29 protein-coding genes are annotated in these 22878 nt (G+C 34.5%); 9 read left to right on the plus strand and 20 right to left on the minus strand.

Translation table 11 applies throughout. The annotated features are described in order from the left end of the window. Nucleotide 1 precedes the first annotated feature (1 nt). From M1D66_RS19995 to amaA, 5 genes are all read right to left on the minus strand, one after another. Nucleotides 2-163, minus strand: a complete 162-nt coding sequence (locus M1D66_RS19995; RefSeq protein WP_000651086.1) for a hypothetical protein — start codon at nt 161-163, stop codon at nt 2-4. 185 nt (nt 164-348) lie between these two features. Further along, nucleotides 349-1122 (minus strand): hypothetical protein, encoded by a 774-nt coding sequence (locus tag M1D66_RS20000; RefSeq protein WP_000544574.1) that lies wholly within the window; start codon nt 1120-1122, stop codon nt 349-351. 24 nt (nt 1123-1146) lie between these two features. Further along, nucleotides 1147-1593, minus strand: a complete 447-nt coding sequence (locus M1D66_RS20005; protein WP_000041153.1) for a flavodoxin — start codon at nt 1591-1593, stop codon at nt 1147-1149. Beyond that, the gene (locus M1D66_RS20010; RefSeq protein ID WP_000929023.1) at nt 1586-1762 is read right to left on the minus strand and encodes a hypothetical protein; all 177 of its coding nucleotides are present in this window, start codon (nt 1760-1762) and stop codon (nt 1586-1588) included. The genes M1D66_RS20005 and M1D66_RS20010 overlap by 8 nt, the downstream gene beginning before the upstream one ends. A gap of 224 nt (nt 1763-1986) precedes the next feature. Further along, nucleotides 1987-3156 carry an N-acyl-aliphatic-L-amino acid amidohydrolase gene (amaA, locus tag M1D66_RS20015; protein WP_025688941.1) on the minus strand — a complete coding sequence of 390 codons (1170 nt, stop codon included), beginning with the start codon at nt 3154-3156 and terminating at the stop codon, nt 1987-1989. Between the two features lie 337 nt (nt 3157-3493). Here amaA and M1D66_RS20020 point away from each other — a divergent pair, with 337 nt between their 5' ends. The 5 genes from M1D66_RS20020 (at nt 3494) to dltD (ending at nt 7819) form a co-directional block, all read left to right on the plus strand. After that, a complete protein-coding gene (locus M1D66_RS20020) occupies nt 3494-3640 on the plus strand; it encodes a teichoic acid D-Ala incorporation-associated protein DltX (RefSeq protein WP_000440293.1) in 147 nt (48 codons plus the stop codon). Between the two features lie 12 nt (nt 3641-3652). After that, nucleotides 3653-5167 (plus strand): D-alanine--poly(phosphoribitol) ligase subunit DltA, encoded by a 1515-nt coding sequence (gene dltA / locus M1D66_RS20025; RefSeq protein WP_000770505.1) that lies wholly within the window; start codon nt 3653-3655, stop codon nt 5165-5167. Then, a complete protein-coding gene (gene dltB / locus M1D66_RS20030; protein WP_242554716.1) occupies nt 5164-6339 on the plus strand; it encodes a D-alanyl-lipoteichoic acid biosynthesis protein DltB in 1176 nt (391 codons plus the stop codon). The genes dltA and dltB overlap by 4 nt, the downstream gene beginning before the upstream one ends. A gap of 68 nt (nt 6340-6407) precedes the next feature. Continuing rightward, nucleotides 6408-6647, plus strand: a complete 240-nt coding sequence (gene dltC, locus M1D66_RS20035; protein WP_000807310.1) for a D-alanine--poly(phosphoribitol) ligase subunit DltC — start codon at nt 6408-6410, stop codon at nt 6645-6647. After that, complete coding sequence (gene dltD / locus M1D66_RS20040; protein ID WP_001030268.1) at nt 6644-7819, plus strand: D-alanyl-lipoteichoic acid biosynthesis protein DltD; 1176 nt, start codon at nt 6644-6646, stop codon at nt 7817-7819. Before dltC ends, dltD begins: the two co-directional genes overlap by 4 nt. A gap of 21 nt (nt 7820-7840) precedes the next feature. Here dltD and M1D66_RS20045 read toward each other — a convergent pair whose 3' ends face one another. Then, nucleotides 7841-8929: an NAD(P)H-dependent flavin oxidoreductase gene (locus M1D66_RS20045; protein ID WP_006928844.1), complete on the minus strand. Its 1089-nt coding sequence runs from the start codon at nt 8927-8929 to the stop codon at nt 7841-7843. Between the two features lie 115 nt (nt 8930-9044). On the opposite strand from M1D66_RS20045, the gene M1D66_RS20050 reads away from it, so the two are divergent. After that, nucleotides 9045-9965 carry a S66 peptidase family protein gene (locus tag M1D66_RS20050; protein ID WP_088344747.1) on the plus strand — a complete coding sequence of 307 codons (921 nt, stop codon included), beginning with the start codon at nt 9045-9047 and terminating at the stop codon, nt 9963-9965. A gap of 33 nt (nt 9966-9998) precedes the next feature. On the opposite strand, the gene M1D66_RS20055 is transcribed toward M1D66_RS20050, so the two are convergent. The 3 genes from M1D66_RS20055 to M1D66_RS20065 form a co-directional block, all read right to left on the minus strand. Further along, nucleotides 9999-10397, minus strand: a complete 399-nt coding sequence (locus M1D66_RS20055; protein ID WP_000435265.1) for an SseB family protein — start codon at nt 10395-10397, stop codon at nt 9999-10001. Between the two features lie 86 nt (nt 10398-10483). Next, on the minus strand, nt 10484-11038 hold the full coding sequence (locus M1D66_RS20060; RefSeq protein ID WP_000184429.1) for a cysteine hydrolase family protein: 555 nt from the start codon (nt 11036-11038) through the stop codon (nt 10484-10486). Between the two features lie 10 nt (nt 11039-11048). Beyond that, nucleotides 11049-11462, minus strand: a complete 414-nt coding sequence (locus M1D66_RS20065; RefSeq protein WP_012593181.1) for a carboxymuconolactone decarboxylase family protein — start codon at nt 11460-11462, stop codon at nt 11049-11051. Between the two features lie 123 nt (nt 11463-11585). Between M1D66_RS20065 and M1D66_RS20070 the strand changes: the two genes are divergently transcribed. Both M1D66_RS20070 and M1D66_RS20075 read left to right on the plus strand, forming a co-directional pair. Continuing rightward, on the plus strand, nt 11586-12038 hold the full coding sequence (locus M1D66_RS20070) for an Lrp/AsnC family transcriptional regulator (RefSeq protein ID WP_001175498.1): 453 nt from the start codon (nt 11586-11588) through the stop codon (nt 12036-12038). A 100-nt stretch (nt 12039-12138) separates the two neighbouring features. After that, nucleotides 12139-12321, plus strand: coding sequence for a DUF3913 family protein (locus tag M1D66_RS20075; protein ID WP_000707107.1), 183 nt, complete (start codon nt 12139-12141; stop codon nt 12319-12321). A gap of 28 nt (nt 12322-12349) precedes the next feature. Here M1D66_RS20075 and M1D66_RS20080 read toward each other — a convergent pair whose 3' ends face one another. The 11 genes from M1D66_RS20080 to M1D66_RS20130 all read right to left on the minus strand — a co-directional run bounded on the left by M1D66_RS20080 (nt 12350) and on the right by M1D66_RS20130 (nt 21954). Then, nucleotides 12350-13363, minus strand: a complete 1014-nt coding sequence (locus M1D66_RS20080; protein ID WP_000558812.1) for a CPBP family intramembrane glutamic endopeptidase — start codon at nt 13361-13363, stop codon at nt 12350-12352. A gap of 247 nt (nt 13364-13610) precedes the next feature. After that, nucleotides 13611-14387 (minus strand): ABC transporter permease, encoded by a 777-nt coding sequence (locus tag M1D66_RS20085; RefSeq protein WP_000475428.1) that lies wholly within the window; start codon nt 14385-14387, stop codon nt 13611-13613. Further along, nucleotides 14387-15289 carry an ABC transporter ATP-binding protein gene (locus M1D66_RS20090; RefSeq protein WP_242554717.1) on the minus strand — a complete coding sequence of 301 codons (903 nt, stop codon included), beginning with the start codon at nt 15287-15289 and terminating at the stop codon, nt 14387-14389. The genes M1D66_RS20085 and M1D66_RS20090 overlap by 1 nt, the downstream gene beginning before the upstream one ends. A 14-nt stretch (nt 15290-15303) precedes the next feature. Further along, nucleotides 15304-16095 (minus strand): ABC transporter permease, encoded by a 792-nt coding sequence (locus M1D66_RS20095; RefSeq protein ID WP_000080435.1) that lies wholly within the window; start codon nt 16093-16095, stop codon nt 15304-15306. Then, nucleotides 16092-16790, minus strand: coding sequence for an ABC transporter ATP-binding protein (locus M1D66_RS20100; RefSeq protein WP_000137743.1), 699 nt, complete (start codon nt 16788-16790; stop codon nt 16092-16094). The genes M1D66_RS20095 and M1D66_RS20100 overlap by 4 nt, the downstream gene beginning before the upstream one ends. Beyond that, the gene (locus M1D66_RS20105) at nt 16787-17167 is read right to left on the minus strand and encodes a GntR family transcriptional regulator (RefSeq protein ID WP_000687512.1); all 381 of its coding nucleotides are present in this window, start codon (nt 17165-17167) and stop codon (nt 16787-16789) included. Before M1D66_RS20105 ends, M1D66_RS20100 begins: the two co-directional genes overlap by 4 nt. Before the next feature lie 216 nt (nt 17168-17383). Beyond that, on the minus strand, nt 17384-18352 hold the full coding sequence (nrdF, locus tag M1D66_RS20110) for a class 1b ribonucleoside-diphosphate reductase subunit beta (protein WP_001203028.1): 969 nt from the start codon (nt 18350-18352) through the stop codon (nt 17384-17386). Between the two features lie 81 nt (nt 18353-18433). Further along, entirely contained in the window at nt 18434-20518 is a 2085-nt protein-coding gene (gene nrdE, locus M1D66_RS20115) for a class 1b ribonucleoside-diphosphate reductase subunit alpha (RefSeq protein WP_001215839.1), read from the minus strand. Continuing rightward, nucleotides 20505-20864 carry a class Ib ribonucleoside-diphosphate reductase assembly flavoprotein NrdI gene (nrdI, locus tag M1D66_RS20120; protein WP_000959447.1) on the minus strand — a complete coding sequence of 120 codons (360 nt, stop codon included), beginning with the start codon at nt 20862-20864 and terminating at the stop codon, nt 20505-20507. The genes nrdE and nrdI overlap by 14 nt, the downstream gene beginning before the upstream one ends. Nucleotides 20865-21341: 477 nt before the next feature. Continuing rightward, a complete protein-coding gene (locus M1D66_RS20125; RefSeq protein WP_000502205.1) occupies nt 21342-21659 on the minus strand; it encodes a hypothetical protein in 318 nt (105 codons plus the stop codon). Nucleotides 21660-21759: 100 nt separating this feature from the next. Continuing rightward, entirely contained in the window at nt 21760-21954 is a 195-nt protein-coding gene (locus M1D66_RS20130) for a hypothetical protein (protein ID WP_000356684.1), read from the minus strand. A gap of 334 nt (nt 21955-22288) precedes the next feature. Here M1D66_RS20130 and M1D66_RS20135 point away from each other — a divergent pair, with 334 nt between their 5' ends. Next, nucleotides 22289-22867, plus strand: a complete 579-nt coding sequence (locus tag M1D66_RS20135; RefSeq protein WP_000619542.1) for a GNAT family N-acetyltransferase — start codon at nt 22289-22291, stop codon at nt 22865-22867. The last annotated feature ends 11 nt before the right edge of the window (nt 22868-22878 follow it).

Consider the following 22878-nt stretch of genomic DNA (forward strand, 5'->3'; position numbering starts at 1 on the left):
ATTACATTCTCTCCCTATATACTCTCTCCTCATACATCATTAACTTTTTATCCATTTCAACAATAACTTTATACAATTGAAACGCCTGTAAAATTTGCAGTTGAATTTCAAAAGGAGCATTTTGTTCTTTTAACCATTGAAATACTTTTGTTTCATCTTTCATTGATTATTCCTCCCTTTATTCTGCTATTTGTGGGTAGCCCGATTAATGAGGGCTGATAATCAGTGGGTGATTGACAAAACCCCCACTGATTAAAGTTTCACTTTATTAAAATCTGCTACAAATATACCGTAAATGATGAAAAGCTTTTCATGTCAATAACAAAAAAGGATGCAAAGTTGCATCCTTTAATGAACTATATTTTTCTTCTGTTTCGCTTCTGTCTTTACTTCTTCCCCTTGGCATTCACTACGAAACGCACAACTTATACACTCAGAACGAAAATGACGCTCTGTATAATGCTCAGGTTGCTCTAACATTTCTTTCATTCTAGATAAATCAGCCATTCCAGTTATAATATCTTCCTGTTTCGGAATGTACTCATACTTAGTTCCTTCTATTAAATTAATAACTTCAATTTTTCCTGGAAGAACTCCGAAAGCTTTATAACTGAATACTGTCATTAGCTTCTGACAAAGAGCAAGCATTTCCTCATCTGCATCGACAACATACTTTTTAATTACAAACGACTCAGCACTCCACTCACCAACTTCAAATGTCAATGACATGTGGACACCTAACTCTTCCATATATGTTTGAAACTTCTCGTATAAAAATAATGGTGGTGTCTGACTATCATCCTTTTCAACGAACTGTAATAAGTGATCCGTTAGCTTCGCTAATACAATATAGTATTCCGTCTTCGAAGCAAACATATTAATCCTTACTTTTTTCCAATACTTTTCTATTAATATTAAAAGTACAATTTTCGTTTGTTGACCCGCAGGTAGCGTGTAATACTCGTTAATAATTTGATTGACAATCATTTGTGCTATTTGTTGCCATTCAAATGAAGAAGGTTCTCTTCTTTTTATGTGACGAAAATAAAATTTATGCGGACAACGCATAAAATCATACAAATGATAATCTGTCATCGTTTTGATTGAGATTTTCTCATGCACTTGCTCTTCATCTCCCTTCTGCCATTAAGAAAGGTGTTTTACAAATTCAGCTCCAAACTGTAAACATTTTTCTACATCTTCATCTTCTGGCGTTAATTCTACTTTTAGTCCTTCTAACACAACTGCTGCCCCGCGCTCTTGTAGCTTTTCTATTAAAATGTCAACTGCCACTCCGTATTTCGGATAAGCCGAATCACATGATCCGAATACTGCCGCTTTTTTCCCAGTTAAATCAATAGAATCCATTGCATCATAAAAATCTAAGAAATCATCAGGAAGATCGCCATCTCCCCAAGTGTATGCACCTAAAATAATTCCATCATACTGTTCTAATATAGAAGCTTCTGGTGAATCCATAATATCAATAACTTCAATTTCATTTTCTGTTTCACGAATTACGCCGGCAATATGGTCAGCCATTTCCTCTGTATTTCCACTCATACTTGCAAAAATCATTACTAACTTACTCAACTGAACCTCTCCCTTTACTTTGTATCTCTTTTTCTGTTTGAATGCTCTTCTTCTCATCTACATATTCAGACCGAATTACATTTCTTTGCCATTCCATATGCTGATCAACATCTTTATTTTTATCTTTTAATCCCCTCCGCAGAAGGTGAAAATTCTTTCTCATTAACATGTCGCATCCATCCTATTGATAATAATTATCAATTTCAACTATATTTAGATTAATTGACATTGATTATCAATGTCAATAACTATTTTTAAAAAAATGATTAAAATGTACAAGCTTGTCCGTTAGCTATTCATATACTATGAATGAGCATAGTTCTTTCTCAGCCCTCTCTGACGGAAAGAAATAAAAGCAACTGCAATAGAGTGCAGTTGCCTTTTTTTGTTTTTCTATGATTTTAGTAATCTTATAGTCGTCTCTAAAAATAGCTCCACTCCACAAATTAATGCTGATTCATCCACGTCAAATTTCGGATGATGATGTGGATAACAAGTATATATATTTTCATTACCTGTTCCTAATTTAATGAAACAACCAGGTGCTTTTCTTAAATATGCTGAAAAATCTTCTCCACCCATAGAAGGTTCAAGCTTCACAACACGCTCATTCCCAAACAAATGTAGTGCACTTTCTTCTACTATTTTCGTAATATATTCATCATTAATAACCGGATCATATCCATATCGATACGTATATGTATACGATCCTCCATGTGCTTCTGTAATTCCTTTCACAATTTTCTCGATTTTCCCTTCTGCTTCCACCCTCAATGCTTGATTAAATGAACGAACAGTTCCCATTAAAGTTGCTGTACTAGGAATAATATTGTCAGCCGTTCCCCCATGAAATTGTGTAACTGAAACAACCCTTTGCATAAAAGCACTTGTATTTCTTGATACGATATGTTGTAGATTTGTAATAATCTGTGCTCCGATAGCAATAGGATCTATCGTTTCTTCTGGTCGCGCCGCATGTCCTCCTTTGCCTTGAATCTCAACTGTAAATACGTCTGGAGCTGCCATCATCGGTCCATATGCAATTCCTATCTTTCCACTCTCAAGTCCTGACATAACATGTAAACCTATTACATAATCAACACCGTCCATTACACCTGCCTCAACCATTTCTTGTCCCCCACCGGGATACACCTCTTCTGCGTGCTGAAAGAATAGACGAATCTCACCTGCAAAATCTTCCTTTATATTTGATAACACCTCTGCTGTACTTAATAAAATAGCTGCGTGAGCATCGTGCCCACATGCATGCATCATTCCTTTATTCACAGATGTATAAGATTTACTTGTCTCCTCTTGAATTGGCAAAGCGTCTATATCAGCTCGAATCGCAATTACTTTCCCTTGCTTCACACCTCTTTTAATTGCTAGTACACTATACTTCGTCGGTCTCGTTACTTCAAAAGAAGAAAATGAGCATAATGTATCATATATAAATTGCGAAGTTTCTTTTTCATGAAATGATAATTCCGGATACTTATGGAAATGCCTTCTCCATTTCACGATATTTTCTTCCGAAATTAGATTCTTCCACACTCTATTCATGATAATTTCCTCCTTTTCAAAAGAACTAGAAATTTAAAAGTTTACTCCGTCTTAAATGATTAATAAAAACAAACACTGTATTTTTACGTATTCTTATAGTCCACTTTTATGTATTCACACAATCCACTTTCTATTTACATGTCAAACCCATTACAAATTCATGCTGAATGTAATATAATTGCTAAGTTAGGGATTTTCTTTTTTAGTATTTAGTGCTAATATCAAAAAAGAGCCTTTTGACTTATTTTTACCTAAAATGTGGGATTTTGTTTTTTTCACAATAATGTAGGACATGATACCTACAAAGAGCTATTATTTCATTAAGAGAGGGAAAGACATGGAAAGATTAAAAGAGATATGGTCTCGACCACTCACACAATGGGTTGCAAAGACGGTTTATTATCTTGCAATTTTATTTGCATTACTTTGGTTGTATGGATTCCATGATACAAACACAAGTACATTTATTTACAATGAATTCTAGGGTGGGAACGTTATGAAGTTATTAGAACAAATTGAAAAGTGGGCTGCAGAAACGCCTGATCAAACCGCTTTTGTTTGGCGAGATGCGAAAATTACGTACAAACAATTAAAGGAAGATTCTGATGCGTTGGCACATTGGATTTCTTCTGAGTATCCAGACGATCGTTCACCAATTATGGTGTATGGCCATATGCAACCTGAAATGATTATTAACTTTTTAGGATGTGTAAAAGCTGGACATGCTTACATTCCTGTAGATTTATCTATCCCAGCTGATCGTGTACAACGTATTGCTGAAAATTCTGGTGCGAAATTACTTTTATCGGCAACAGCAGTAACTGTAACTGATTTACCAGTTCGCATCGTAAGTGAAGACAACTTAAAAGATATTTTCTTTACTCATAAAGGGAACACTCCAAATCCTGAACATGCGGTAAAAGGTGATGAGAACTTCTACATTATTTACACATCAGGAAGCACAGGTAATCCGAAAGGGGTTCAGATTACTTATAACTGCCTTGTTAGCTTTACAAAATGGGCTGTAGAAGATTTCAACTTACAAACAGGGCAAGTATTCTTAAACCAAGCACCTTTCTCATTTGATTTATCTGTAATGGATATTTACCCATCATTAGTAACAGGTGGTACACTTTGGGCAATCGATAAAGATATGATTGCGCGTCCAAAAGACTTGTTTGCTTCTTTAGAGCAATCGGATATTCAAGTATGGACTTCCACACCTTCTTTCGCTGAAATGTGTTTAATGGAAGCATCTTTCTCTGAGAGTATGCTACCGAACATGAAAACATTCTTATTCTGCGGTGAAGTGTTACCAAATGAAGTAGCTAGAAAATTAATTGAGCGTTTCCCTAAAGCAACAATTATGAATACGTATGGTCCAACAGAAGCTACTGTCGCTGTAACAGGTATTCACGTTACAGAAGAAGTGCTTGATCAATACAAATCACTTCCAGTTGGCTATTGTAAATCAGACTGTCGCCTTCTTATTATGAAAGAAGATGGCACGATCGCACCTGATGGTGAAAAAGGTGAAATCGTAATTGTCGGTCCAAGCGTAAGCGTTGGATATTTAGGAAGCCCTGAATTAACAGAAAAAGCATTTACTATGATTGACGGTGAGCGCGCCTATAAAACAGGCGATGCTGGCTATGTTGAAAATGGTCTTCTATTCTATAATGGTCGTCTTGATTTCCAAATTAAGCTGCATGGTTATCGAATGGAATTAGAAGAAATTGAGCATCACCTTCGTGCGTGTTCTTACGTAGAAGGAGCAGTTATCGTTCCAATTAAAAAAGGTGAGAAATACGATTATTTATTAGCGGTTGTTGTTCCTGGGGAGCATTCGTTTGAAAAAGAATTCAAATTAACATCTGCAATCAAAAAAGAACTCAATGAGCGATTACCAAACTACATGATTCCACGTAAATTCATGTATCAATCTTCTATTCCAATGACACCAAATGGAAAGGTAGATCGCAAAAAATTATTGAGTGAGGTTACAGCATGACCGCATATGGATCATTTTATTTTTTCGCTATAGTGGGCATTTTATTAATACCTACTATCATAGCTGGATTAAAAGGTAAAATGTTGCGCAAATATAATGCCGTTTTAACATTAGTCATGATTGCTATTATCTTCTCAGATAAACCAAAGCAAGCAATGATGCTAGCTGCATTTATTATTTGGCAATATGTCCTTATTAAAGGCTATTTAATTTTAAGAAAACAAAATAATAGTACATTCACATTTTGCATAGCTGTTATTTTATCGATTTTGCCTCTTATTTTGGCAAAAATCGCGCCGTTTGCATCGTTTTTACCTGAGTTAAAACTTGTTGTTTTCCTAGGTATATCTTACGTAACATTCAGAGCAGTTCAAATGGTATTTGAAGTTCGTGATGGTTTAATTAAAGAGCTTTCTTTCTTTAACTTCTGGGAATTCGTTTTATTCTTCCCTGCGATTTCAACAGGACCTATCGATCGTTACCGAAGATTCCAAAAAGATATTCAAAAGCCACCTAGCGCTGAAGAATATCAAAATTTACTATATACAGGACTAAATCGTATTTTCCAAGGTTTCTTGTATAAATTTATTATTGCTTACTTAATAAAGCAATATTGTATGGATCCAGCATTCGCTCAACACGATACAATATTTTCAAATATGATTTACATGTATAGCTATAGCTTATATCTATTCTTTGATTTTGCTGGTTATAGCTCTTTTGTAATTGGTGTAAGTTACATGATGGGAATTAAAACGCCAGAAAACTTCAATAAGCCATTCCTTAGTCGTAATATTAAAGACTTCTGGAACCGCTGGCACATGAGTTTATCATTCTGGTTCCGTGATTTTATTTACATGCGTTTCGTCTTTTTTGCAACGAAGAAAAAGTTAATTAAGAACCGTTACACTATTTCGTATATCGGGGCATTTTTAAACTTCTTCATTATGGGAATTTGGCACATCCAAGGAAGCGCTGTTGCGCAGTATGTTATTTATGGTCTATACCATGCCGCACTGTTTATTTTATTCGATATTTTCGAACGAAAAAACAAGAAGCATAAGTTTTGGCCAAACAATAAATTTACACACGCCCTTGCGATTGTAATTACGTTCCACGTTGTATGTTTCGGTTTCCTAATCTTCTCTGGACACCTTAACAGATACTTTTAATGCACCCTTCTTATTCCATTAAGAAGTTGCACATATAATATATTTCGGATATAAAGGAGATTTTAAAAATGGCAGAATTCAAAGAGCAAGTATTAGATATTTTAGAAGAAGTATGTGAAAACGATATTGTGAAAGAAAACTTAGATGTTCAATTATTTGAAGAAGGTATTCTTGATTCTTTTGCTGTAGTATCTTTATTAGTTGAATTCCAAGAGCGTTTAGATATTGAAGTTTCTATTTCTGATTTTGACCGTGACGAGTGGGCTACACCAAACATGGTTATTAAAAAGTTGGAAGAAATCCGATGAACAAAGCAAAATTTGGTCCGATGCTTTTAGCATTGGCCCTTTTTGCTGTATTCTTACTTATTCCAACGCGCTTCCTACTTCCACTTTTAAGTGATGAAAAAGTAGAACAAGCTGCTACTTCTTTAAAAGAAGAAAAAATTCAAAGTATGATTTTACAGCAAAAGATGTTAGCAGATCCAAAATATCTTCCGATGTACGGTTCATCGGAATTCGCACGTATGGATGCTTTCCATCCATCTAATTATTTTAAAGTAAAGCCTGAAGGATTTACGCCATTCCTTCTTGGACGCGGCGGAACACAAGACCTTGTACATGTATTAAACTTCGCATCTACAATGGATCAATTGAAAGATAAGAAAATGGTATTCGTTCTTTCTCCGCAATGGTTTGTACCACAAGGTATTGACGAAACGCACTTTGCACCTAACTTTTCAAAACAACAAGGTTACCACTTCATTTTCAACAATGATTTAAAACCTGAAATGAAAAAACAAATTGCAAAGCGTTTATTAAACTTTGAGATTGTAAAAAAAGAAACTTTATTAAAAATTTCGCTTGAAGGTATCGCTTATGATGATACGAAGTATAAAGTAAAAGCACTTGCTGCTAAACCTTTCGCTTATATTTACCGTAACATTTTAGATCGTAAAGATTTATTTACAGCTATGTTTAATATTAAACCGCATAAAGAGAAGCTCGATCCTTCATTAAAACAAATGAACTGGGAAGAGGCTCGTAAACATGCGGATCAAACAGGTGCAGCAGAATCTGGATCTAATGAATATGGTATCGAAGATGGTTACTTCAATAGCAAAATTAAGAAAAAATTAAAGCAACGTGAAGGTTACTTAAAAAATGATGCTTATGACCAATCGCCAGAATATGAAGATTTACAAATTGTACTTGATTTATTAAAACAATCTGGTGCAAAACCACTCTTCATTTCTGTTCCTGTCAAAGGTCCTTGGTACGACTACGCTGGCTTCCCGAAAGAACGCCGCGAAGCATACTATAAGAAAGTTCATGAGCAAATTGAAAAAGCTGGTTATCCAATTGCCGACTTCTCAAATCATGAATACGATAAATACTTCTTAAAAGATCATATGCACTTAGGTTGGAAAGGCTGGGTTTACATCGACGAAGCCATCCAACAATTTTATAAAGCAAACTAACGAAAAGACCGCTTGAATTACTCAAGTGGTCTTTTTGTATATATTTTGTAATTGCTCGATTGCATTAGCCGCTTCTTTCATAACTCGCTCCACTACATGCTGAGCTGATTCGATTCGTGCCAATGATGCTGCCTGTCCTGCCCAAAGTGACATATATTCTTCCTTATTTTGCTTCGCTGCCTCTTGGCGTATTTTAGAAGTTAATACGTTTTGCACTGGATATACCGGAAGCCCTTCTTCTTTTCCTTCATGTCTCTCTATAAATTCATTCCGAATACCGCGTGCATATTTCCCGGAAAACGCACGAGTTACAGTTGTGCTCGTATCTGTACTATGTAAAACCGCTTCTTTATACACATCGTGCGTAATACTCTCTTCACTTGTTAAAAAGGCTGATCCCATTTGAACACCTTCTGCTCCTAGTGCCAATGCCGCAACAAGCCCTTGTCCGTTCATTACACCACCTGCTGCGACAATTGGGATATGCGGAACAGCCCCTACTAACTGAGGTATTAACGCAAACGTACCAATCATAGCATCTCGTTCTTTCCCAATAAACGTTCCTCTATGCCCTCCTGCTTCGCTACCTTGCCCAATAATAATATCTACTCCTAGCTCAGCAAGTACTTTCGCTTCCTTCACATGGGTAGCTGTTCCGATAACTTTTATTCCACTTCTTTTTAAATCATTTATTTCTTCTTTTTCTAACGTTTGAAATGCAAAGCTAACGACCGGTACTTTTTCATCTAATAGCACTTGTAATTGTTCCTTATAGCTTTTTGGAAGCTTTAACGTTCCTTCTACTTCTATACCTAATTCTCTATTCACTCCGCTTAGTAATACTTTCGCCTCATCTACCTTCTCTTCTTCTATTTCTATCTCTTTCGTTACAAGTAAATTAACACCGAAAGGCTTATCTGTTAGTTCTCTTATTCTATAAATCGCTTCACGAATTTGTTCTGGGCTCATATAGCCCGCTCCAAGCGTCCCTAATCCTCCACTATTACTTACTGCTGCAACAAGTTCTGGCGTCGTAATCGCGCCTGCCATACCGGCTTGAACAACGGGATACTCAATTTTTAATATGTCTGTTACTCGACTTGTAAACATCATTTTCCCTCCTATTTCCTTTATATCTTCTTTATTTGATAAGCTTTCCCCTGCTTTTGCAAGGGTTGCACTTCATATGAAGCGAATATATTGAAAGAGAAGGAGGCTGAGCTTAATGATTTATCCAAATGCATTAAAACAAGGTGATACAGTAATGATTATTGCACCATCTGGTCCACCTACAATCGAAAATGTATTAAAAGGTGTGAATGTATTACAAGAGATGGGGTTATCCGTAATAATCGGGAAGAGTGTTTACGAGAAATATGGATTTTTAGCCGGAAGTGATCAAGTTCGGCTTGACGATATACATGAAGCATTTACAAATAATGAAGTGAAGGCAATTTTTTGTGCACGAGGTGGTTATGGAAGTGCTCGTCTTCTTCCTCACATTCAATATGAAGTTATTAGGCAGAATCCAAAAATCTTTTGGGGATATAGCGATATTACAGCTTTACATACTGCTGTTTCACGTTATGCAAAGCTTATAACATTTCATGGTCCGATGATTGAAGAACTAGGAAAAGGCATTGATTCCCTATCTTTATCCTCTTTTAATCAGCTATTCCATCCGTATTCAACCATTTTATCTGCATCAGAATGTATCGTACCTAGCTCTCACAGTACAGTTACAGGTACGTTAGTTGGAGGAAATTTAGCTGTGTTAACAAGTATAATTGGCTCGCCCTACGAGATAATTACGAACAATACACTTTTATTACTTGAAGACATTGGTGAAGAACCGTACCGCATTGACCGTATGTTAAATCAGCTACTTTTATCTGGAAAGTTTAATGAATGCAGGGGCATTATTTTCACAAGTTGTCACGACTGCACTCCTTCAAAGCCCTCTCAATCATTGCAAACAATATTATATGAATATTTCGCGCCATATCATATACCTGTCCTATTCGATTTACCAATTGGACATATAAGTCCAAACATCGGTATTCCACTTGGAGCTACAGCAACAATAAACACGAATAATAAAACAGTCTCTATTTCTTCTGGTATAGCCACTCCATATTCAAATTAAAAAGTAAAAGGAAAAGCGATTACGCTTTTCCTTTTACTTATAATAATTAAAAATTCGTCCAGATGCGATATCTGCAATTTCTTCTGGAATAAATGTTTTACTTATATCAGTGCCAACATTTAATACAGCTGTAGCATCTTTCTCAATGCTACCAAATAACTCTTTCCCACGTATCGTAATAAGGGGCGTTCCTTCTGGCAACACATCTTTTACAAATTCCATTTGTGTAAAGAACGGAACGATCCATCTACCTTCTCCTTGGAAATGACGCAAACGAAGTATTCCTTCTGTTGCCCCGTCCTCTGCTTCTAGTGAACCAGCAACATAAAACTCAGTAGATAAGAGCAATTCATAAAATTCCTTTTGCTTCTGTTTATCATCCCCTGCTACAACAAGTACCTCTTCTAATTTCTTTACTGAAATTTGCTCCATATGATGCCACCCCTATTTTCAAAATGATTGTACTTAGATTATACGAAATATTCTTATTTTTTTCTACATAATTCGCAATTATTTTCTTAAAATAATTTTAACACTTCTTTTGTCGTCACAATCGTAGCAAACTCTTCATGTAAATTTACAAGTGTCATATTGTGAATATCTTCTGCACTATACTCTTTACCATCTAAACCTATACGGTTAAAAGTAGCCGTTGCATCACTCACTAAATATGTTGTAAATCCTAAATTCCCTGCCATTCGTGTCGTAGTTTCCACGCAATGATTTGTCGTTAATCCTACAACCACTACTGCATTACATTTGTTCTTTCTTAATTGCTCTTCTAAATTTGTCCCAATGAACGCGCTGTTAACGAATTTCTGAATAACCACTTCACCAAGTAGTGGTTGCACTTCTTCTTTAAAGTTTACCGTTTCCGCTCTCTCATAAAACATTGACTGAGCATTTTCTTTATTTACATGTTGAATATGAAAAACTGGTCGTTCCCTTTTTCTCCATTCTTCTAACAAAATTCTCATGTTTTCTTCAGCAAAAATATTATTTCTCTCGCCCCAATCTGGTAATTGAAATGCCTTTTGTACATCGATTATGATAAGTGCTATTTGATTTGTCATCATTTCCCCCTTAATTTGGCTGTAATTGAAATAGAAAACCAAGTTGTTGTGACGCAGTAATAAAGCAAACATAGGCGCAAAGCTCTACAATTTCTTTTTCTGTCCAATATTGTTTTAATACGTGAAACATAGTATCATCTATTGCTTTTCGGTTATGAACAAATGTATGCGCAAAAGTAACGGCTACACCAATCTCCTCTGCCTTTTGCACATCATCAGGTCTTCCCTTTGCCATACAGTACGGACATTCATTCCCATACGCTAATGTTCTTCTCACTTGCTCCTTCAACTCTGCTGAAAGAGTTCCTTTATTGTACAGTGTATCTTCTAACTTACTCCACGAGTGTAATATATCCGAATTATGCCCTAATAACTTTTGAAACTTTGTATCTCCTACATTTGATAATGAAATTCTCTCCATCATTTTCCCTCCTATTTCCTTCTGTTTTATTGTAAAATAAATAACGTTCACTTTACATTTCATATGAATCTTAATTTATATTTTTCCTTTACAAAAATCATTATTTTAATGGAGGTATATTTACAAATGCAACTAGACCGTGTTGATCGAAAAATTTTAAATGAATTATATAATGATAGTCGCCTTTCTATGCGTGAATTGGCGAAACGAGTAAACTTATCTGCTCCGTCTACTGCAGAACGTGTTCGTAAACTTGAAAGTGAAGGCGTTATTCAAAAATATACAATCGATATCGACTATAAAAAAGCAGGACTAGTTTTAGATTGTATTTTAGAAATCACTTTAAAAAATGGTGATACAACACGTATGCAACAGTTTATTCAGTCTTATCCATCTGCAAGTTTTTGTTACCGAGTGACAGGAAGCTTATGCTACATTGTAAAAATTTCTGTTCCTTCACTCGTTGAACTTGAAGAATTTATCAATGATGTTTCTTCATATGCAACGACAGTTTCTCATATCGTATTATCAGAAGTATCTCTTACTCCTGATATAGAACATATCTTCCCAGAAGATTAATTTATTTTTATTCATAAATTATAAAAAAACCCCTTACAATAAGAATAAAAATAATATATTATGTATTAAAATACATAAAATTCAAGAAAGGGGCTTTACATTGAAAATCTGGTTTTATGAAAAAACGGCACAATTAGATGACTTGCTTGGTATTTGGGACAATGTTCCGACCATCCCGCGAATTGGTGAAAAAGTGGAGATTTTAAAGACAGTCCGCACTGTTACAGATATTAAATATGTAAAGAATGGTAATAATTTTCGTGTAGAAATTATTACAAATTAAAAAGTAGCTCCTAAGAGCTACTTTTTAATTATCTATTATGTGCTTTCTTTATAACGATTTTATCTTCTTCTACAGCTACTGTTACATAATCATTTTCTTCTAACCGAAGCTTATTTACAGCCTCATCTGGTAACTCTATGGCCATCAATCTATCGGTTACGATCACTTGACTATACACTTCATTTTCTTGTGATGAATTCACTACTTTTTGCTCATTTATAAAACGTACTGGTGGCACGCCAACTTCTTTTACTGTACGCCATTGTTTCCAAACATACGGAATTAACCATAGTAATCCAACAACTGTAAGACCGATACCAATCCATAAATTACTTTGCGCTTGTAATTCAGTAATTGAGATTGTACCACTTTCTTCTCCACCGAAAAATTGCATACTTGTTGCAATCAAATTATTTAGAGCGTGCACAGCTATATTCGTCCATATATTTTTTGTCTTTATGTATAAAAGACACATAACGACACCAAACATGAACGCACCAATAACATCAAAATGTCCTAGGCCAAAAATAATTGAAGATATAATTACAGCTTTTTTAATTCCCCATTTATGAGCCATTCGCTGTAAGAAAAATCCCCTAAAAATAACCTCTTCCATAATAGGTGCTAACACACATGCTGAAATGAAAGTAAATATCGTCATATATACGTTACTCGTATTAATAACATTTCCGTCTTCTAGCATAGTAACTAAGAAATTCGGTAACGTATGTGCTAATATGTAAAATTGAATCTGAGATATGCCAACTGAAAAAATCATCCCCATTATCGTTGCTAATACAATTAATCCCCAAGATAAACGTCCTGGCTTATCAAAAAAACTGTTAAATACAACATTATTTTTATTTGTTTTTACGTATAGCCAAAGTAACGGAAATACAAAAAATACAGTTATTTGTGAAATAACCTCCATCGTATTCTCAGAAACATTTGCTAGACCTAATGGTATCATTATAAGGAACACCCCTATAATCATCCATCCAAAAAAGCTACGTAGCCTTATACGTGAAAATGCATAGTGCATATAGAACACCCCCAAAGATAGTAAAAATAAAATAAAACTTTAATCAGTACTTTATAGGCAATCCTTTCCCTATAAATAGCAGGATAACTAAATCATAATATGAATATAGTTGAAATCCCGCCTATTTTTCTCAAATCATTTCAAACAGCATAGCTCTTAAAATACCATATCGTTGTTCTTCAAGTTGCAATCCAAGTGAAATTTATGTAATAAAAATCCCCGTTTTTACAAGCGGGGATTTCTTTTATTATAATACGTCACGTTTTTGGAATAATGCACTTGATGCTACAAGTAACACAACAAAGTATGCAACTACAAGTAATAATGAAGTTGTAAACGTAAATTCTGTAAATGTTGGTTCCATTCCACCATTAATTAATTTATTACTATCGTAAGCTCTTAAATCCAAATGGTTGAATACTACAAACTTCGCTACACCTTTTGCAAACATTATTAATACCATGTTAATTGCACCTTGTAAGAAGAATAGGAACATCGTAATAATTAATGGTAATACAGACTTTCTAAAGACATTTGCTAGGAAAAATGCAAGTGTTGCAAAAAAGAACGGTGAAAGTAGTTGATATAAAGTGGACTTCATTACGATTCCTAACGTTAATTCTGTTTTACTACCATCCATTACAATACCGCCAATAATCATTGCAATTAGCATACCAGCTAATACGATAAATAACATTGCTAATAACACTGTAATATATTTAGAAAATAAAACTGCAAGTCTTTTTCTTGGACGGATTAACAATTGTTTAATTGTACCTTTTTGGAACTCATCAGTAAGAGTACGGGCAGCAAGTGTAATCCCAAAAATCGTTGTAAATAAAACAATTAAGCCAATCTCTGAGTTTGCATAATCTAAATATGATCCCTTAAACTCATCACCTTTTCCCCACTTCAACATTGCTAAAGTACCTAAAATTTCGAGTGCCGCAATGACACCAATTAAAATATACATACCTTTTTTCGCATGCAACTTTAAAAATTCATTTTGAATTAATTTAAACATTACGCTTTCACTCCCCCAGTAATCGCTAAGAACTCATCCTCTAACGTTTTATTTTGAACAGTAACTCCGTATACAAGCACATCAGCATGAACAAGCTTTTTCACAAGTTGCGGAATGTTGTCTTTTGTTACAGATGCTACAATTACATTCCCTTTTGCTTTACCTTTAATGATTTCATTTGCTTTCTGAACTTCATCTACTTCAAACGCTACAACGACTGCCTCATCATGTTTCACTTTTTCATGTAAGTTGTACTCTTGTACAAACTCACCTTGTTTAATAATAACGACGCGATCACACATTAATTCAATTTCACTCAATAAGTGACTTGATACGATTACAGCAATATTCTCTTCTTTCGCTAAACTTTGTAAATAATCACGAATTTGGCGAATACCAGCTGGATCTAATCCATTTGTCGGTTCATCTAAAATTAAGATTTTCGGCTGATGCAGTAATGCCTGTGCAATTCCTAAACGTTGTTTCATGCCAAGTGAATATGTTTTCACCTTTTTATGAATCGCATGCTCTAACTCAACAAGCTTTACAATCTCAGCAATGCGCTCTTTACTAATTGGTGTAATGGCCATGTTCGCAAAATGCTTTAAGTTTTGCATTCCTGTCATATAATCATATAGTTCAGGATTTTCTACAATCGCTCCAATTTGCTCTAGTGCCTTTTCACGCTCCGAGCGAATACTATGTCCACAAATTGTAATATCGCCCTCTGTCATTGAAATAAGACCTGTCATCATACGGATTGTCGTCGTCTTACCGCTACCGTTCGGTCCAAGGAATCCGTATACTTCTCCTTCACGAACCTCAAATGATAAACCACGAATAATTTCCGTTCCACCAATCTTTTTTCGAACATTCTCTAACTTTACTACTACGTTTCCCAATGCTGATTCCTCCTTTAGACTTCTAGTTTTTTATCGACTATGTGACCTGTAACTACTAGTAATATAATTGTTAATAAACAATTAAAAAATAGATTTAAAATTGTAACCTCTGTACCAGAATAAAATGATGTATTTAAAAAACCATTTTGATCTATAAATCCAATATTATTTATAGCAAACACATACTTTTCTATTTGCTGAAAAATATACGTTATTCCTCCATTAAATGCGGTAAAAATGACGAATAAAACTAAACAAGCAACTTTATTCATCGATGATTTCACATTTAATAGTTTTACAATTACTATAATGAAATAAATAGAAACTAGCATATTAAGAAAATCTAGTCCCCATAAGAAAATAGATAACATATGATGTAATATTCCATAATTATATAAACTGTGTATTGCTTGCTGAATACCTAAATTAGTTTTTCCATTGTAAATATTTAAAGAAAAATAGTATAGAAAAATGAGTCCTATTCCTAGCAAAATCATAAAGAGTAGTACACAGAATAAACTATTTGCACATATATACTTTTTTGCTGAAATAGAAGTATAACGTAGCATAGAGTTTTTTAACATTTTCCGAAAAGACGATATACCTGTTAAAAGAATTGCAAATCCATTTATACCTAGTACGATAAAGAATATAATAATAATTATATCTTGCCTACCTGAAATTCTAACTCCTGAAACTCCTTTCATATTAAATAAAAGAATTAATGAAACTGTAATAAAACCAAAGTAAATAATGGCTATCTTTCTCTTATTACAATTATATAGATAAAGAAAAAGCTGACTCATTTCTCATAGGCCTCCTTAAACAGCTCATGTACTGCTTTACCTTTTTGAAATCGTAGTTCTTCCACATTTTCATGCAATATTATTTCTCCATCTTTCAAAAAGATTACTTCATCGAATATATTTTCGATTTCTCTTATTAAATGAGTCGATATAAGTAGCGTACAATCTTCACGATAAAATTTAAGTATTAACTCAAGTACATGTTCTCTAGAAACAAGATCAATCCCGCCCAATGGCTCATCCAGTACATATAGCTTCGCTTTTCGAGAAAACGTTAAAATAATCTGCAGCTTCTCAACCATACCTTTTGACAATGCTGTAATTTTTTCTTCTAACGGTATTTTAAATTCTGCAATCGTATCTACCGCTTTTTGAATATCGAAGTCTTTATAAAAATCTCGATAGAAAAATAAAGCGTTTTTTACAGTCATCCAATCATCAAAGATTGGCTTATCGGACATAAATGAAACAATTTCTTTCGTCTGTAACCCTACCTTTTTACCGTCTATTGTAATACTACCTTCAGAAGGGTGTTGCAAGCCTGCAATCATTTTCAATAACGTCGTTTTCCCGCTCCCGTTATCTCCAACAAGCCCAACGATTTTCCCTTCCGTAATCTCTATGTTTAATTCACGGATCACTGCTTTTAATCCGTATCTCTTCCATAAGTTTTCTATTTTCAATAGCTCTGTCATTGGCTCTCCTCCCTCTTATCATGTAATGAAGAACGAAGAATTGTAAGAATTTCTTCTTCTGAAAAACCTAAATTGTCCATTCCATCTATAAAAGAATGAAGTAATTCTTTCGCCATCTCTTTTCGCAGCTCCATAATTTTCTCCCCTTCATTCGTTACATACCGTCCCATTCCTCTACGTGTGACAACAACTCCATCCCGTTCTAGCTCTTGAAATGTACGCTGAATCGTATTTGGATTCACTTGTAATTCACTCGCTAATTCACGGACAGAGGGAATTTTATCACCAGGTAATAAATGTCCTGTTACGATCTCTTTTTTTATGTATTCCATTACCTGAATGTAAATTGGTGTATTTGGAGAAAACTCTATTTTCATTTCTTCCCTCCTTTTGTATCAGTGTACTAGTTAAATAATACACCGATACAAAAATTTTGTAAATACCCATTTAATTACAAAAAAGTTCTATCCGTTAAACGAATAGAACTTCCCAAATATAAATCGCTATACAAAAATAATAGTGTTATGTAAACAAAATTATAAAGAAAAACTGTCTTATCAATGAATAAGACAGTTTTTCTTTATAATCCTATATTAAAAGTTAAACACGAAGTCATCGTCAGCTAACTTTTCAACGTTCGTTGCTTTTACGTAACCATTTCCTTTTACAGAGAAGAAATCATGGTTTTTCGTATCTGTACGTAAACCATTTAAAACGATTGGGTTAATTTCTTCTTCTTCAAACTTCGGCTCAAGTCCTAAGTTCATAAGCCCTTTATTCGCATTGTAACGAACGAAACGATTTACATCTTCTACAAGACCGATAGAAGTGTAAATTTCTTCTGTATAGGCCATTTCAATTTCATATAGTTCCATTAATAAATCTTGTGTTTCTTTTTGCACTTCTTGTTGCTCTTCTGCAGAAAGTTCTGCGAAGATTTGTTGTGCTAAAATACCGACGAATACGCCGTGAATTGACTCATCACGAATTATCAAGTTGATAATCTCACCACTTGCTGTTAGTTTTCCTTGACCAGCTAAGTAAAGTGGATAGAAGAATCCGCTATAGAATAAGTAACTTTCTAAGAACACACTTGCTACCATTGCCATGTATAACTCTTTTTTTGTTACTTCAGGCTTTAATAAACGACGATAGTAACTAGTAATAATACCAGCTTTTTTCTCAAGTAACGGATGATTGTCTACCCAGTCAAAAATATCATCAATCTCTTCTTCTGTAGCTAATGTTGTGAAAATGTGACTATAACTTTTCGCATGTACTTCTTCCATAGCTCCCATGAAAGCTAATACACTTTTCGCTTGTAAATTTTCAAGATGAACAAGTACAAGTGGCATTCCTTCGCCACCTTGTTTCGTATCTAAAAGTGTTAAACCACCTAATACACGCTTATAAGCAATTTGCTCTTCTTTCGATAATTGCACCCAAGTATTTTTGTCAGACGAAACCGCAATTTCTTCTTCTGTCCAAAACTGAGCGATGTTTTGCTTCCAAAACATTAAACTAAAATCATCTTCTTTTTTGTTCCAGTTTACCGCACGCATTAAATCGCCCCTTCTCTAAATATGATAACTAAGCATGAGCAGGGTTCAGAAAACCCTGCTCATCATGTCTCACTTTTTATATTAAACGGTACAAGCCACACACTCTTCCACGCTTAATTTACGTGTTCTCGTATAATACAGACTCTTTAAGCCTTTTTTATGTGCATAGATGTAGTAACGTGCTAATTCACGTGTTGAAATATCACTATTAACGTAAAGAATTGTACTAATTCCTTGGTCAATATGTTCTTGAATTTCTGCGATTAAATCAATTAATTTAAACTGATTCATATCGTAAGAAGATTTATAGTACCAGAACGTATCTTTTGATAAATACGGCATTGGATAATATGTTGTCGCATTCGCATATGTTCTTGATTCGATTTGACTTACGATCGGCATTACGCTTGAAGTTGCATTTTGAACGTAACTGATTGATTGTGTTGGAGCAATGGCAAGACGATATGAGTTGTATAAACCATTCTTCTGTACTTGCTCTTTTAAACTTGTCCAATCTTCTTTTGTTGGAATATGAATTCCTTCAAATAGTTGCTGAACTTTTTCAGTTACTGGGCTGTAATCTGTCGTTTCATACTTTTCGAAGTATGTGCCATTCGCATAATCAGATTTATCGAAGTCCTTAAATGTCTCGCCTTTTTCTGTAGCGATTTCCATACTTTTCTCAATAGAGTAGTAATTTAACATCATAAAGAATGTACGAGCGAATTCTTTCGCTTCTGCACTTTCATAAGCGATTTTATTTTTTGCTAAATATCCGTGTAAGTTCATTGCTCCAAGTCCAACTGAATGAAGCTCGTCATTTGCTTTTTTCACAGTTGGTGCATTCGGAATAATCGTCATATCAGAAACAGCTGTTAAAGCTTCCATTCCCGCATGAACTGCTTCACGAATTTCTTTATTTTCCATTACGTTTACGATATTTAACGATCCTAAGTTACAGTTAATATCACGACGGATAATGTCATCTGTACCGTAATCATTTATTTCTGAAGTTTCTTGAAGCTGGAAGATTTCTGTACATAAGTTCGACATCTTCACAGTTCCAATATCCTTCAATGGATGTTGATTATTTGCATTTGATTTAAACATTAAGTATGGGTAACCAGACTCAAGCTGAATCATAGCGATTTTAATAAGCATATCACGTGCACTAATATCTAGTGGCTTCTTCTTCACTTTCGGATTGCTCATTAATTCATCGTACATTTCATCAATGTCAATATCATCTAAATGCTTGCCATATTCTTTATAAACCGTATAAGGCGCGAAAACATGGAAAGGTTCGTTTTTCTCAGCAAGCTCAAAGAACTTACTTGGAACGATAATTCCGATTGATAGAGACTGAATACGGCTCTTCTCATCGGCATTTATTTTTTTTGTATCAAGGAATTCAATAATATCCCAATGGAAAATGTTTAAATATACTGCACCGGCACCTTTTCGTTGGCCAAGCTGATTCGCATATGAAAACGAATCTTCAAGCAATTTCATAACAGGTACTACACCACTTGCAGCGTTGTCGATACCTTTAATTTGCTCACCGCGTGCGCGTAGCTTAGATAAGTTTAAAGCTACTCCCCCGCCGATTTTCGATAATTGCATCGCAGTATTAATGTTAAAGCCGATCGAATTTAAGCTATCGTCCATCTCTAACAAGAAACAAGACACCATTTCTCCTCTTCTGCTTCTTCCCGCATTTAAAAAGGTTGGTGTCGCTGGTTGGTAGTTTTGTTTTACAATCATGCTTGCGAATTGTCTTGCCTTCGAAACATCACCGCGTCCTAAGTATAATGAAACAATTGCTACACGATCTTCATAGCTTTCTAAGTATTGTTTTTGATCATTCGTTTTTAACGCATAATCTTTGTAGAACTTAGATGCTGCCATATAAGATTGGAACTCGAAGTTTTCACCATAAGCGATGTTATATACTTCCTCTACTTCCTCCAAGCTATACTCGTCCAGAACGTTGTAATAGTAATCATGTTCTTTCATATACTCCATTCGCTCTGCCACGCTATTAAAAGGAACGGTATTCTCTCTAGCTTCTTCCATAAAGACTTCTAATGCCTCTTTATCTTTATGAAGCTGATAAAAACCGTCCTGCATTTGCGTGATTTCATTATTCAGTTCAATGTGTCGCAATCTCCCGCACCCTTTCCTTAAAATATTCTACATCGTTATTTGTTCCAGATAACTCAAATTTTGATACAATAGGCACTTCATATTTAGTAGAAATCTTGTCAGCACTTGCACCGAACATGTCTCCCCAGTTACGATTGCCGCTTGCAGATACGCCTTTTAATTTTTCATTATTGCGCTCTAAAAAGTCTAAAACACGTTCTGGTACATTGCCAAAACCTGTTGTATACGTAATAAGAATAAAGTCTTCATCTATTACTAGATCTTCATCAATTTGAACGGCCGGCATATTTAATTTGTGAATGAAACGCTTCACGTTTCCTGTCATAGAATCATATGCAACTAACATTTCCGACCCTCCCTCTCAAATCTATATTCTCTATATGTTGTTCTTGATTTCTCTATATATTGTATTACGTTTCAAAATAAGACACAAGATATATGTATAAATTCTTTCTTTTTTTAACTTTTACTTTTCGACATGATAGCCGTTTTTTTTCAATACAATGACTATGAAACAACATTCTAAAACTCATGTCAATAAAGTGCTTTTCAAAAAAGTTGTCAACGAATTTAACCTTATTTTTAAAAAAGTTAACAATATATTTTGTCATAAAACGGTAGATGCTGAAGAAATATATTTCTCCAGCATCACGCAAAAAAGAACAGATATGAAACTATAATCTGCTCTAAAAAACGATTACATTTATCAAATTTACCTTATTAAATATATTATACATATACTTTCGTTTCTCGTTACATACTAAAAGATAACTATTATAGAAAAAGATTATTATTATGGAACTTCAATTTATTTATGAAAGGTTTATTCAGAGTGCTCAATGCGCAAAATATCTTTTACAAATATATGATGCGGATTTTCATCTTTATCAATCATTGTACATACCGGAGCCTCTTCATCAAAGTATACAATCATTCCTTCTACGTACTGATATGTATGTCGAACTTGTACAGTTACTTTAATTTCTACTGCTTCTTCATATGCTCTTTTTATTTTCTGAAGCATTTTTGCTGAACATTTTCGTTTCTCTGGATACATAACCATTCCCATAAATCGATTGCCGGCTCTATCTTTCCACATATAATCCCAATGTGGTAAAATGCCTTGTTTAAAATCGCCCATAATTCCCCTCTCCTTTATCTTTTATTTATCCCGCATTAAACGTCCGATTGGTGAAAGGCTACTAATCAGTGAGAGATGCCCTGCTGATCAAAATTCCCCTTTATGAACGTGGCGTTTCTGAATATGTATAAATCACTTGCCCGCCTCGCTGTGCGTTACCAATGAAATGCTTAAAGTCTTCTCTATTTACAACAACTTCTCTGAACGTATAAAATACATCTTTCGTAACAACATACTCCTTTATTTCACCATTTTTTAGCTGATCTAAAATTGTATTTGCTAATTCTTTATCCATGTATTTCACCTCTCTGCAATATTTTATTTTATCGTATATTCTATAGGTCAACAACTGTAAATTTATCCCGCTATTTGCAGGTAGTGCGATTGGTGTTGACTACTAATCAGTCGTGGAATGAACAAAAAATCTTACTGATTAACGTTTCACTTTATCTCGTTGTTATGCCATGATTTTATTTTCGTTATTTCGCAAACAATATCGTTTTACTATATGTCCACTAAATATCATATACTAACATAGCTACTTCTCTATATCAAACATTTCGGCATTCAATTATGCAAAGTTCCATACCACTATGCTACAATATACAAATAGAACTAGGAGGGATACTATGATTCGGAAAGCAAAAAAGACAGATGCAATGGCAATAGCTCCTTTATTGTATAATGCTCTGCATGAAATTGCTGAAAAAATCACAGGTAGCACAGATGAAGCAGAAGTATTACTAGGACTTGAGACATGGTTCTCAAAAGAAAATAACCGTCTGAGCTACGAAAACTGTTTTGTCTATGAACAAGACGAGAGTGCAGTTGGAGTTATTGTCGCTTATCACGGTAGTGAAGCAACACAGCTTGACGCACCAATTGTACATCACTTAAGAGAATTACATAAAGATGAATCAATTACGTTAGAAAAAGAAGCTGAGCTTGATGAGTATTACATTGATACACTATCAGTTTCAAGTGCACACGGCGGAAAAGGTATCGGTTCTAAATTAATTGAAGCTGCCGAAATCTATGCAACTGAAAAAGGGCATGAAAAAATCGCTTTACTTGTTAATTTAGAAAACACACGCGCCTATTCACTTTACGAAAAGTTAGGTTATAAAAAAGATGAAATTGTTATGCTAGTAGGCGAACCTTATGCTCATCTCGTAAAACCATTAAACGTCAAAATTTCTGTATCTTAAAAAGAAAGCAC

It is taken from the genome of Bacillus sp. PK6-16 (assembly GCF_056530295.1).